Origin of the sequence: Nocardia cyriacigeorgica NBRC 100375 (genome assembly GCF_000308555.1) — a bacterium.
GTDB lineage: Bacteria > Actinomycetota > Actinomycetes > Mycobacteriales > Mycobacteriaceae > Nocardia > Nocardia cyriacigeorgica.
Map to the genome: position 1 here is coordinate 1 of NZ_BAFY01000042.1, position 12,237 is coordinate 12,237.

10 protein-coding genes and 1 pseudogene are annotated in these 12,237 nt (G+C 68.9%); 6 read left to right on the forward strand and 5 right to left on the reverse strand.

Features of this window, described 5'->3' with window-relative positions; translation table 11 throughout:
* A partial coding sequence (locus RJ05_RS31275) for an LLM class flavin-dependent oxidoreductase (RefSeq protein WP_036533204.1) occupies nt 1–402 on the forward strand: 402 nt, incomplete at its 5' end.
* 14 nt (nt 403–416) lie between these two features.
* Here RJ05_RS31275 and RJ05_RS03900 read toward each other — a convergent pair.
* The 4 genes and pseudogenes from RJ05_RS03900 to RJ05_RS32805 form a co-directional block, all read right to left on the reverse strand.
* Nucleotides 417–1,163: a CPBP family intramembrane glutamic endopeptidase gene (locus tag RJ05_RS03900; RefSeq protein ID WP_036533206.1), complete on the reverse strand. Its 747-nt coding sequence runs from the start codon at nt 1,161–1,163 to the stop codon at nt 417–419.
* A 52-nt stretch (nt 1,164–1,215) separates the two neighbouring features.
* Entirely contained in the window at nt 1,216–2,151 is a 936-nt protein-coding gene (locus RJ05_RS03905) for an RluA family pseudouridine synthase (RefSeq protein WP_036533208.1), read from the reverse strand.
* A gap of 28 nt (nt 2,152–2,179) precedes the next feature.
* Nucleotides 2,180–2,359 carry a hypothetical protein gene (locus tag RJ05_RS32800; RefSeq protein ID WP_306306371.1) on the reverse strand — a complete coding sequence of 60 codons (180 nt, stop codon included), beginning with the start codon at nt 2,357–2,359 and terminating at the stop codon, nt 2,180–2,182.
* Nucleotides 2,360–2,465: 106 nt separating this feature from the next.
* Nucleotides 2,466–2,618 (reverse strand): annotated as a pseudogene (locus tag RJ05_RS32805) (TIGR03667 family PPOX class F420-dependent oxidoreductase); the annotation flags it as partial.
* A gap of 284 nt (nt 2,619–2,902) precedes the next feature.
* Here RJ05_RS32805 and RJ05_RS03915 point away from each other — a divergent pair.
* Genes RJ05_RS03915 through RJ05_RS03930 form a run of 4 tightly spaced genes read left to right on the forward strand, consistent with a single transcriptional unit; the run spans nt 2,903 to nt 8,140 of the window.
* A complete protein-coding gene (locus tag RJ05_RS03915; protein ID WP_036533211.1) occupies nt 2,903–4,195 on the forward strand; it encodes a SidA/IucD/PvdA family monooxygenase in 1,293 nt (430 codons plus the stop codon).
* A 60-nt stretch (nt 4,196–4,255) separates the two neighbouring features.
* On the forward strand, nt 4,256–5,197 hold the full coding sequence (locus RJ05_RS03920; protein WP_036533213.1) for a methionyl-tRNA formyltransferase: 942 nt from the start codon (nt 4,256–4,258) through the stop codon (nt 5,195–5,197).
* A 59-nt stretch (nt 5,198–5,256) separates the two neighbouring features.
* Complete coding sequence (locus tag RJ05_RS03925) at nt 5,257–7,098, forward strand: AMP-binding protein (RefSeq protein WP_051016211.1); 1,842 nt, start codon at nt 5,257–5,259, stop codon at nt 7,096–7,098.
* 52 nt (nt 7,099–7,150) lie between these two features.
* On the forward strand, nt 7,151–8,140 hold the full coding sequence (locus RJ05_RS03930; RefSeq protein ID WP_051016213.1) for an ABC transporter substrate-binding protein: 990 nt from the start codon (nt 7,151–7,153) through the stop codon (nt 8,138–8,140).
* A 46-nt stretch (nt 8,141–8,186) separates the two neighbouring features.
* On the opposite strand, the gene RJ05_RS03935 is transcribed toward RJ05_RS03930, so the two are convergent.
* Nucleotides 8,187–8,765, reverse strand: a complete 579-nt coding sequence (locus RJ05_RS03935) for a DUF3558 family protein (protein ID WP_158682440.1) — start codon at nt 8,763–8,765, stop codon at nt 8,187–8,189.
* A 215-nt stretch (nt 8,766–8,980) separates the two neighbouring features.
* Here RJ05_RS03935 and RJ05_RS03940 point away from each other — a divergent pair.
* The coding region (locus RJ05_RS03940; protein ID WP_036533221.1) for a non-ribosomal peptide synthetase at nt 8,981–12,237 on the forward strand (3,257 nt) is incomplete at its 3' end.

Consider the following 12,237-nt stretch of genomic DNA (forward strand, 5'->3'; position numbering starts at 1 on the left):
AGGTATGCCGATTACACCAACTTCGATGGCACGCCCGAAGGCTTCGCGCACAAATCCGAGGTGCTGCGCAAGCACTGCGCGGAGGCGGGGACCGACTTCGAGGCCATCACCCGCACCGCCGACTTCAACATCGCCATCGGCCGCACCGAAACCGAGGTGCAGCAGCGGCTGGACAAGTTGCGCGACCATCTGGCCCGGTTCGCCCCGCCCGAGCAGGTGGACGCCTCGTTGAGCGCGTTCGTCGGCATGCCTGGAGTCGGCACGGTCGAGCAGGTGATCGCCAACCTGTCCGAGCTGCGCGATCTCGGTATGGAGTACGCGATCTGCTATTTCGCCGAGGCCGCCTACGACCTGTCCGGGATCGAGCTGTTCGAGCGCGAGGTGATTCCGGCGCTGCGCTGAGACGTGCCGCTCGGCTAGGCGATCGTGGTCTGCCAGACGATCGCCGCGGCCAGCGCGCCCGCGCCGTTGACCGACCAGTGCAGCGCGATGGGCGCGAGCAGGCTGCCGCTGCGGTGGCGCAGCCAGGTGAACACCACACCGGCCGCCGCGGTGGCCGCCACCGCCAGCGCGATGCCGGCGATCTGCCCGGCCACGCCGCCGCCGACGATCTCGGACAAGCCGCGGTTGCCCGAGGTCAGGCCGAGCGAGGAGGCGATATGCCAGAGGCCGAACAGCAGCGAACCGGCGGCGAATACCCCGCGAGCACCGTAGACGCGGCCGAGCGTGCCGTGCAGGACGCCACGGAAGGCCAGCTCCTCGGGGATCACCGTCTGGAGCGGAATGATGATCATCGAGGCGATGAGCGCACCGGAGATGGTGGCGTAGCGGTCGGCCATGAAGAACGGCCGGGTGATCGGCAGCGCCGCACCGATGGCGACCACCGCGAGCACCACGCCGACGGCGGCCAGCGCGTAGAGCGCGCCGGTCTTCCAGTGCCGTCGCGACAGGCCCAGCTCCGACCAGCCGAGACCACGCCTGCGCATCATGGTCAGCAGGACGACGGCCGCTACCGGAACGGTGACGATATTGGCCCAGGCGGTGGTGAAATGCGCGATCAGATTGGTACCCGCCAGCACCGCGACCACGACGGCTACATCGAGGTAGGCGTGGATCTTGTGGCGGCGGACCGGTGCCGCGGAGTCGAGGTCGGTGGAGAGCATCGCCGATAGTGTACGGAGCGTTCCTGTGCGTTCTCTGGGACGGCGATACTGATCACCCTTCGCTGTGCCAGCCGTCCGGATCGGTCCAGGCCTGGAGCGTGCGCCGGGTCTCGAATCGTCGGGGTTCGCCGCTGATCGGGTCGGTGAATTCGATCGCGGATGCCAGCAGTTGCAGCGGGCGGGTGAAATCGTTCACCGGTTTGTCGGTGATCACCGGATAGAAGTCGTCACCGAGGATCGGGATGCCGAGCGAATTGAGGTGCAGCCGCAGCTGATGGGTGCGGCCGGTGTGCGGGTACAGCCGGTAGCGGCCGAGTCCGTCGCGGTGTTCGAGCAGTTCGATCCTGGTCTCGGCATTGGGTTCGCCCGGCACCTCCTGCGCGGCGAGCACGTGTTTTTCCTTGATGATCCGGCTGCGCACCGTCCGCGGCAGCTCGAGCGCCGGATCGTAGGGGGCGATGGCCTCGTACTCCTTGCCGACGGTGCGCTTGTGGAACATGGTCTGGTAGGCGCCGCGCCGAGTGGGATCGATCACGAACAGCACCAGACCTGCCGTCGCCCGGTCCAGGCGGTGGGCCGGGATCAGGTCCGGCAGGTCCAGCTCGCGCCGCAGCCGGACCAGCGCGGTCTGCAGGATGTGCTGGCCACGCGGGATGGTCGCCAGGAAGTGCGGTTTGTCCACCACGAGCAGGTGCTCGTCGCGGTGCACGATGGGAATGTCGAAGGGCACCTCGGTTTCGGCGGGCAGGTCCCGGTGGAACCACACCGCGCCACCCGGAACGTACGGTGCGTCGGGGGCGATCGGCCCGTCCAAATCGACGATGCCGCCCTCGCGCAGCAGCTCATCGATGCGGGCGGCGGGCACCCTCGGCAGACGATGCACCAGATGGTCGCGGATCGTCGCCCATTCGCCGTCTTCCGGCAGCCGCAGCCGAGCCGGATCCAAGCCGTACCGCTTCGGCAGCGGCGGCTGCTGCCTTCTTCTCATCGGTGACGACAGTAGTCGACGGTCCTGGTCAGAAGCCGCGGAGCCGGTCCGGGGTGATGCGCACCGGCACCGAATACTCCTCGAAGAACTGCTCGCGCGTCATCGAGATGCTCGCCAGGCCCTCGGTGTATTTCTCGACATAGGCCTCGATCTCCTCGGGAGTGGGAGTGGCCTCGTCCACGCGGGCGGTCCCGGTGAGGACCACCACGTCCCCGCCGGATTCGGTGCTGTTGAGGTTGAGCGAGACCCGCGGATTTGCCGCCGATATTGCGCAGCTTGGGCCGGTCGGGCTGGCTGAACAGCAGGAATTCGCCGTCGCGCCAGAGGAACCACACCGGGTTCGGCTGCGGGGTGCCACTCGGGCCGACGGTCGTCAGCCAGACGACCTGTTCTTCGGCCAACCGGCGGGCGGCCTTCGTTCCGAATTCTGTTGTGGTGTCGATCAGTTGCTCGGATCCGGTGGTCATGTTGGTCTCCTCGATCGCGGCGTCGTTGTCGAGCGTCAACAGTGTGGCCTGGCACGCGATTCCCCGCCAGGGGCGGACCCACCCGTGACCGAGGGGTGAGGTGGCCGGCGGCGCGACCGCGACATGTAAGGTAAGCCTATGCAAACGCGGGAGAGTAGTGCATCCTGTGTGTCGGCAGCATGCGTTGGGTCGACGTCGTCGCACGGTGGCGCGGGAATCCGGTCGGTGGCCGCGGTCGCGGCTGCGCGCCCATGACTGTGGCCGTCGAGAGAGTGGGAGAACCAGTGGACAGACTTGTCGTAGTCGGTGCCGGACCGAAGGCGATGGCCGTTGCGGCCAAAGCGCACGTGCTGCGGACGCTCGGCTTGCCTGCCCCACACGTGACAGTGGTGGAACCGCATGCGGTGGGCGGTAATTGGCTGGCCAGCGGCGGCTGGACCGACGGCAGGCACCGGCTTGGCACCAGCCCGGAGAAGGATCTGGGCTTCCCGTACCACTCCACCTGGGCGCGTGGCCACAATCAGGCGATCAACCAGGCCATGATGGCCTTCAGCTGGACCTCTTTCCTGGTCGAACGCGGTACCTACGCCGAATGGATCGATCGGGGCAGGCCGAGTCCGCAGCACAATGTCTGGGCCAAGTACCTGCAGTGGGTCGCCCGCAAGATCGATCTCGACCTCGTCACCGGGCGGGTCCGCAAGATCTCGGCGGCGGCCGACGGCTGGCTGGTGACGGTGGCCGACGCCGACGGCGAGGTCAGCGAAATCGACGCCGACCGGCTCATGATCACCGGTCCAGGTAACAGCAGGCGCGCGCTGGCCGAGCATCCGAAGGTGCTGAGCATCGCGGATTTCTGGGACCTGGCCGGAAAGCGCAAACTGCCGGTTTCCTCGCGGGCCGCGGTGATCGGCGGCGGCGAGACGGCGGGCTCGGCCATGGACGAGCTGGTACGCCACGACGTGCTCACCGTTTCGGTCATCTCGCCGGCCGCCACCATCTACACCCGTGGCGAGAGCTACTTCGAGAATTCACTGTTCAGTGATCCGGCCAAGTGGCGCGCGCTGAGCCTGGACGAGCGCCGCGATGTGGTTCGCCGCGCCGACCGTGGTGTGTTCTCGGTGCGGGTGCAGGAATCGCTGATGGCCGACAACCGGGTGCATCACCTGCAGGGCCGGGTGGTCCGGGTGGCCGAACAGGGCGACGGCGTGGCGCTCACGCTGCGCAACGAGCTGCGCCCGGATCAGGTGCACACCTTCGATCTGGTGGTCGACGCCACCGGCGGCCAGGCGCTGTGGTTCCTGGATCTGTTCGACACCGACGCCGCCGATCTGGTCGAGCTCGCGATCGGCGGGCCGATCACCCAGGCTCGGGTGGAGGCCGCGATCGGCCACGATCTGTCGGTCGAGGGGCTGGACGCCAAGCTGTATCTGCCCAATCTGGCCGGTTTGGCGCAGGGGCCGGGTTTCCCGAATCTCAGCTGCCTCGGCCAACTTTCGGATCGAGTATTGGCCACCACCACGACGGCCGCCGGCGCCGCGGAACGTGAGTCGGTGCGCTCGGCCAGGCCCTCGAGGTAACCACCAGGGCCGGTAGGCTAGGCTTGCCTTACTTGGCATCGAGGATGAGGGTTTTCGGTTATGCGTATCGTTTCGTTCGGCTTCCAGACCTGGGGTCGCAAGACTTTGCAGGCTCTGATCGATTCGGAGCACGAGGTCGTGCTGGCCGTCACCCATCCCGCCAGCGAGCACTCCTACAAGGGCATCTGGTCGGATTCGGTCGAGGAGTTGGCCCGTGAGCACGGCATTCCGGTGCATGTGACCGAACGGGCCGACGAGGAGACCATCGACCTGGTCAAGCGGGCCGAGCCGGACGTCATCGTGGTGAACAGCTGGTACACCTGGATGCCCGCCGAGCTCTACGACATGCCGCCGCACGGCACCCTGAACCTGCACGATTCGCTGCTGCCCAAATTCACCGGCTTCTCCCCGGTGCTCTGGGCGCTGATCAGCGGCGAGAGCGAGTTCGGCCTCACGGTGCACCGGATGGACGAGCAGCTCGACACCGGCGACATCCTGGTGCAGCGTTCCCTTCCCATCGGCCCCGACGTCACCGGTACCGAGCTGGTGCTGGCCGGCATGGAACTGATTCCCGGCGCGGTGCACGAGGCCCTGGACGCGATCTCCTCCGGTACCGCGGTCTGGCGGCCGCAGAACAAGGAAGAGCGCACCTACTTCCACAAGCGTTCCGAGCGCGACAGCCGCATCGACTGGAATTGGTCCGCGGTCGACCTGGAACGTTTTGTGCGCGCACTGTCCGCGCCGTACCCCCGCGCCTTCAGCTACTACCGCGGCGAAAAGGTCGAAATCCTCGCCTCGCGAGTGTCGGCGGCCCGCTACGGCGGCACGCCGGGCCGCGTCATCGTGCAGGAAGAGGGCGGCACCGTGGTCTGTGGCCCCGACGCGTTCCGCGGCGGCAATCACGGCCTGGTGATCACCGCGGTTCGCACCGCCGACGGCGTCGAGCACGATGGCGCCGAATTCTTCCGTCGCGGTGGGTATCTCACCGATTCGCCGGTCTAGACGGCGGAAGCGAGCCAGACAGTCAGCGGCGTAGAGCCAGTGCGGTGCCGGAGGTAGTCATGTCGACCATTGCCAATGATGCGGCGAGCCCGCGAGCACACCGGTCCGGCATCGAGCGATCGGGCACCGACCTCCTGCGTAAGCGTGCGCTGTTCGAACCTCGCCGCGGCACCGTCCGTGCCCACCTCGAGTCGCTGTGCGTCGATGGCGGTGGTCGGCAAGGTTTACCCGGGTCGCCCCGACCGCACACTGTTACCTTCGCGATCACGCCCGACCTGCGCCGTCGGCTCGGCGCGGCAGCAGAAGCCGGTGGTGCCTCGGAATTCCCGCTGTATCAGGCCGCCGTCGCCGGAGTGCTGCACGCCCTCGGAGTAGACAGCGATCTCGTCATCGTGGAATCGGCGGCCGGGCAAGCCGTTTCGACGTCGGCCGGACCCGGCGAGCACGGCGGGCAAACGTGGCTGCTGCGGACCGGTTCCGCAGGCGATCCGAGCCTGGCCGACCTGCTGGATCGCGCTCGCGCGGCGACCCCGGCCGCGCTTCGCGCACCGGAGTGGACCGTCGGTTCCGGCCCGGAGCTCGGCAGTGCGATCTCGCGGGCAGTGATCTATGAGGCGAACGGACTCGCCCGGTTCGGCGACGCCGATGAGGCACGGGCGCCCGGTCCGGATGGCGCAGCGCTGCGTTTCCAGTTCGCCCCGGCCCCGGACGGCGCGCTCGAGGTGCGGCTGGTCGCCGACGCCGGCCGCTACGATCCCGCGACCGCCGACATGCTCGCCCGCTACCTGCGAAATGTGCTGGAGCAGTTCGCCGATGCGCCCAGCCGGCGGGTCAGCGAACTGCGCCTGATGACCTCGGCCGAGCGGGACCGTGTGCTCGGCGAATGGTCGACCGGTGTCGATCCCGCCGATCTGCGCGGCCTCGCCACCGTGTTCCGGCACGGCCGGGCCGTCCCCGGAGTCCGGACGGCCCTGCGCCACGGCGGCGTCGCGCTCACCTACGGCGAACTCTTCGACCGGCTCGGTGAATCCGGCACCGCCGCGGCGGACGACTCCGTCGTGGATCGATTGATCGAGCAGCTCGCCGGGCTCATCCCGGCCGCCCCCGTATCCCCACCGACGGGCCGGTACGGCGCCGAGCCCGCCCAGCGGTTCGTCGGCCCCGTCGCGACGGCCCGACTCGGTCCATCGACCTTTCCGGTCGACGCCCTCGTGGCCGCCATCGCCGATCGGCGTTGCGTCGCCGCCGACCGCCGCCGCGCCGATACCGATCCGGCTCGCCGCCGCGCCGATGTGCGGCTGTTCGCACTCGATCCCGATGACGCGCAATCGGTGGTGGATCTGCTCGCCGCGCTGACCGATGGCGCGACGCTCGTGCTGGCGACGGCCGCGCAGCGCACCGATCCGGTGGCGCTGGCCGAGCTGATCGTCGAGCACGCGGTCACTCAGGTGATCGCGGCACCGCGGTTATTGGCAGATCTTGCCGCCTGCGATACCGGGCCGCTGCCGACGGTGCAGCGGTGGGACGTCGCCGGGATCGGGTGGTCCGCGGAGCTTTCCGAACGACTGCGGCAGCTCGCGCCGGATTCGGTGGCCACCTGTTCGTATCGGGTGCCCGGGTATCTGGGTGCCGCGGCGCGGGGTTCCCTGCGTGATGGGGACCGGGTGCGCCCGGTGCCGGGGGCGCGAATTCTGCTGCTCGACAAGCGGTTGCGGCCGGTCGCGCCCGGCGTCCTCGGTGATGTGCACGTCGGCGGAATCGCGCTGGCCGCGGACGCGGTCGTGGCGGAACGGGCGGGCGCTTTCATCGACGATCCGTTCGAGCCCGGGGGCCGGCTGTTCCGCACCGGTGACACGGCCAGGTGGACCGCCGACGGACGCCTCGTCTTCACCCGAGGTTAGGCTTGCCTATTATCGACCGGCAGAGGTCGGGGTTGACCGCAAGGAGTACGCAATGACATTGGCACGAACCACGGCGCGGCGCGGCCTGCTCGCGCGGCTGGGATTGGCTGCGATAGCGACGGCGCTCGCCGTTTCGGTGGCGGCCTGCGGCGCCGACTCCGGTAGTGGCGACGGCGCAGGCGTCACCGTCAAGCACGGCCTCGGCGAGACCACGGTCGAAGGCACTCCTGAACGCGTTGTCGCGCTGGGCAACCAGTGGCTGGACGCGACGCTGGCGCTCGGGGTGACACCGGTCGGCTATGCCGACAGCGTCGCCATCCTCGCGGGCCAGGAGAAGGCGCCGTGGGCGCCCGACTCGCTGCTGGAGGCCACCGCGTTGAAGCAGGGCTCCGACCTCGCCGAGCAGATCGCGGCGCTGGAGCCCGATCTCATCCTGGTCCCGGCCTTCCTGGTCGATCAGGCCATGTACGACAAGCTGTCCAAGCTGGCGCCGACCATCGGCCCCGTCACCGAGGGCGCGCAGGTCGACCTGTGGACCGACCAGGTGAGCACCCTCGGCAAGGTGCTGCACAAAGAGGATCAGGCGAACAAGGTGATCGCCGACGTCGATGCCAAGGTGGCTGCGGTCTCCGACAAGTATCCGAACCTGGCCGGCAAGACCTTCCTCACCTGCATGCTGACCGGGCCGTCGCAGCTCATGGTGCTCGCCGACCCGAAGGATGGCTCGGCGAAGCTGTTCAACGATCTGGGTCTGAGCATTCCGCAGAACATCGTCGCCGAGGCTCCCGAAGGTGGCAGGCTGGCGCTGTCACCGGAGCGTCTCGACGACCTGACCTCCGACATCCTGATGTGCGGCGCCATGCCCGCCTATGAGCAGAAGTTCAAAGAACTGCCGGGCTACAACGATCTGCCGTCGGTGAAGTCGGGTGGGATGACCTTCGTCGACATCGTCACCATCAGCGCGATCAACACCCCGACCGCTCTGTCGGTGCCGTACGTGCTGGACAAGCTCGATTCGACCTTCGCCGCCGTCGGCAAGTAGGACCGGGTCGGAGGCGTTCGCCGATACCGCTGCGAACGCCTCCTGCTCAGGCCCAGGGGACCGCGGCGAAGATGGTGCCGAGGGATTCGGCGTTGCGCGAGCAGGGATTGTCGGCCGGGGTGACCGGGGCCGGGCCGGGGGCCTGCGAACGCAGAATGACCGTCACTTCACGGTTGTCGCTGTAGGGCGCGGTGATGCTGCAGTATTCGGCGTTCTCACCCGGGTGCGGCAGGAAGACCTGGAACGGGCGGCCGAGTTGGTTCATCAGGCGGCGCGCGGTCGGATCGTCCGGGTTCGGCGGGAACTGTTCCAGTCGCTGGCGGACCCAGAACATGACCCCGATGCGTTCGGTGTCGCCGGCGACCCAGCTACAGCCGTCGGAATCCTCGAGATGCTGGCCGGGTGCCAGGCCTGGCTGGCGGATGGGCTGGATGCCGGGAACCCCGCTGATCCGATCGGCGATATCGGGCGGGATCAGTGCGCAGGGGTCGAGGCCCTGGAATGCCGCGGGTGCCGAGGGCGCCGGTGCGGGTGGTGGTGTGGCGGAGGCCGGTGCCGCGGCAGCGCCGATGGCGATCACCGCGGTCGATGCAGCTGCGAATGCAGTGAACGCCTTGCGAAGCAACGATATCCCTTCCTTGGCGGCCGGTCTGATGCCGGACGGGCACAGACTACTGCGGATACGGGCCCGGCGCACCGACTCTCCAGCATTGGCAGGAACTCCAGAACGCAGGCGACTCCAAGGAAGGTTAGGCAACCCTATATTATGGCCAGGTCTCGGCACGCCAGTGCCGGCCCGCGGTACCACAGCGGATGACGAACGAGGAGAACGAGCGGCGCATGGAGCCAACACAGCAGATCGGTCCCGATCAGATCCGCGAGGCGATCGCCGCGCAATTGGGCCTCGCGCCCGGTGAGATCGCCGACGACGCGGACCTGATCCAGCTGGGCTTGGATTCCATCCGGACCATGAAGCTCGCCGGGAGCTGGCGCAAGCGCGGGGTGAACATCACCTTCGCCGAGCTGGTCGAGACGCCGACGGTATCGAACTGGTCGAGCCTGCTCGAGGGCCGGACACCGCCCGTGCAAGCGGACGCGGGCGCGGCGCCGGTCGCCGAATCCGGAACCTCGGATTCCGGCCGGCCGGTCGAACCGCTCGATCCGGCGCCGGACGCCGACGCGGAATTGGAGCCGTTCCCGATGGCGTCCATGCAGCACGCGTACTGGATCGGCCGGGCCGAGGAACAAGAGCTGGGCGGGGTGGCCGCACACCTGTACGTCGAGTTCGACGGAGCATCGGTGGATCCGGTACGCCTGGAGCGGGCGGCCGCCGCGCTGATCGAGGCGCATCCCATGCTGCGCACCAGGTTCCTGCCCGACGGCACCCAGCAGACACTGCGCGCACCGGGCCGACCGGTTTTCCAGGTGGTGGACCTGACCGACCGAACCCCGGAGCAGGCCGATGCCGAACTCGCGCGGCTGCGCGAGGAGAAGACGCACCAGCGGCTGGCCATCGAAGAGGGTCAGGTTCTCGACCTCACCCTGACCCTGCTCGCCGGCGGCCGTACCCGCCTGCATCTGGATGTCGACATGATCGCCGGGGACGCGATGAGCTACCGCGTCCTCATCTCCGACCTGGCCGACCTCTACCACGGCGCCGAACTGCCGCCGCAGGACTACAGCTACCGCCGCTACCTCACCGAACGCACCCCCGATCAGCAAGCGCGCGAGCGCGATCAGGCCTGGTGGCGCGACCGGCTCGCCGACCTGCCCGCGGCCCCCGAGCTCCCAACCATCCCGCTGTCGGAGCGCGCGCAACCGCATCGCACGGTCCGCTACAACCACTGGCTCGAACCCGAGGCCAAGCAGCGTCTGCTGGACACGGCGCATGCCCGCGGCATCACGCCGGCCGTCGCGCTTGCCGCGGTGTTCGCCGACACGATCGGCGGCTGGTCCGCGCAGCCGAGGTTCTTGTTGAACGTCCCGCTGTTCCAACGGGAACCGGTATCGGCCGGGATCGATCGTGTCATCGGCGACTTCACCTCCTCGATCATGGTCGACGTCGATGTGAGCCCGGACCTGACCGTCGCCGAACGTGCTCGCAAACTGCAGGCCACGATGCACGAAAGTGCCTCGCACGCGGCCTATTCCGGACTGGAGGTGCTGCGCGACCTCGGCCGGTTCCGGGGCGAGCCGGTGCTCGCGCCGGTCGTCTACACCAGCGCGCTGAATCTCGGCGAACTGTTCGCCGAGGCGGTCACCGAGACCTTCGGCGAGGCCGTGTGGATCATCTCGCAGGGGCCGCAGGTCCTGCTCGACGCGCAGGTCACCGAGGTTCGCGGTGGGTTGCTGTTGAACTGGGACGTGCGTGAGTCGGCGTTCCCGGACGGCATGGTCGCCGATATGTTCGCCACCTACACCCAGGCGGTGCAGCGGCTGTCGAGCCCGTCGGGATGGGAGGCCGAGGCGGCCGTCCGGCTGCCTGCCGCGCAGGCCGCGGTCCGGGCGACGGTGAACGCCACCGATGGGCCGGTGTCCGGCCGTGTGCTGCACGCCGGGGTGTTCGACCACGCGGCCGCGACCCCGGACGCGCCCGCGGTGATCTGGACCCGCGACGGAGTGCCCGGCGGCTGGACCTACCGGGAACTGGCCGATCAGGCCCTCGCGGTGGCAGCCGCGTTGCACGCGAACGGCGTCCGGCCGGGCGATGCGGTCGCCGTGCAGCTGCCGAAGGGGCCCGAACAGATCCTGGCGGTCACCGGCGTGCTCGCCGCGGGTGCGACCTATGTCCCGATCGGTTTCGACCAGCCGGTGAAGCGGCGTGCGGAGATCCTGCGGACCGGTGATGTGGTGGCGGCGCTGGTCGCCGACGGCGCCGATATGGGTGATGCCGCCGTGCGGTGCGTTCCGCTGTCGCAGGCGCGCAAGCATCCGTCGCCCCTGGCCGAGCCGGTGCTCCCGGATCCGTCGGCCATCGCCTATGTGCTGTTCACCTCGGGATCCACCGGTACGCCGAAGGGCGTCGAGGTGCCGCACAGCGGCCCGATGAACACCATCGACGCCGTCAACAGCTGGTTCGAGGTCGACCGGAACGACCGGGTACTCGGGTTGTCGGCGCTCGAGTTCGACGCGTCGGTGTACGACATGTTCGGCATGTTCGCCGTCGGCGGTTCGGTGGTGGCGATGACCGCCGAGCAGCGCGCGGAAGCCACGGCGTGGGTGGCGCTGCTGCGCGAGCATCGCGTGACGATCCTCAACTGCGTGCCGAGCATGCTCGACATGATCCTGGAGACCGGTGGCAACACCCTGGGCGATTCGCTGCGCGCGGTGACGCTCGGCGGCGACTGGGTGGGCGCCGATCTCGCCCGTCGGTTGGCCGTCCAGGTGCCCGGCTGCCGTTTCGCCGGCCTGGGTGGCGCCACGGAGACCTCCATCCACAACACGATCTGCGAGGTCACCGATCCGCCGGATTCCTGGAAGACCGTGCCGTTCGGGGTCCCGCTGCGCAATGTGCGCTGCCGTGTGGTGGGTCCGTCCGGGCGCGACTGCCCGGACTGGGTGCCCGGCGAATTCTGGGTCGGCGGCGCGAATGTGGCCGCCGGTTACCGCAATGACCCCGAGCGCACGGCGGAGCGTTTCGTCCACCATGAGGGTCTGCGCTGGTACCGCACCGGCGATATGGCCCGGTACTGGCCCGACGGCACCATCGAATTCCTCGGCCGTGCCGACCACCAGGTCCAGATCCGCGGCTACCGCGTCGAATTGGGTGAGGTCGAGACGGCGTTGCGGGCGGCGCCGGGCGTGCGTCACGCGGTCGCCGCGGTGGTGGGCACGAGCGCGCCCAAACTCGTCGCGGCGGTGACCGGTTTCGAGGGCGGCGTCGACGAGCTGCTCGCGACGCTGCCGGACCTGCTCCCCGGCTACATGATCCCGACCCGGATCCAGCTCCTCGAGCAGATGCCGCTGACCGGCAACGGCAAGCTCGACCGTCGCGCCGTGGTCGCGCTGCTGGACCAACCGGAATCGGAGACGCTCGACGCACAGCCGCGCAGCCGGCTCGAGGCCGCGGTGTGCGGCATCGTCTCCGAGGTGCTGGG

Bases quoted from the DNA above. Each gene is read 5' to 3' on its own strand.
- RJ05_RS03900 (WP_036533206.1), bottom strand. From the start codon at position 1,163: ATGCTCTCCACCGACCTCGACTCCGCGGCACCGGTCCGCCGCCACAAG.
- RJ05_RS03905 (WP_036533208.1), bottom strand. From the start codon at position 2,151: ATGAGAAGAAGGCAGCAGCCGCCGCTGCCGAAGCGGTACGGCTTGGAT.
- RJ05_RS03920 (WP_036533213.1), top strand. From the start codon at position 4,256: ATGCGTATCGTTTCGTTCGGCTTCCAGACCTGGGGTCGCAAGACTTTG.
- RJ05_RS03925 (WP_051016211.1), top strand. From the start codon at position 5,257: ATGTCGACCATTGCCAATGATGCGGCGAGCCCGCGAGCACACCGGTCC.
- RJ05_RS03930 (WP_051016213.1), top strand. From the start codon at position 7,151: ATGACATTGGCACGAACCACGGCGCGGCGCGGCCTGCTCGCGCGGCTG.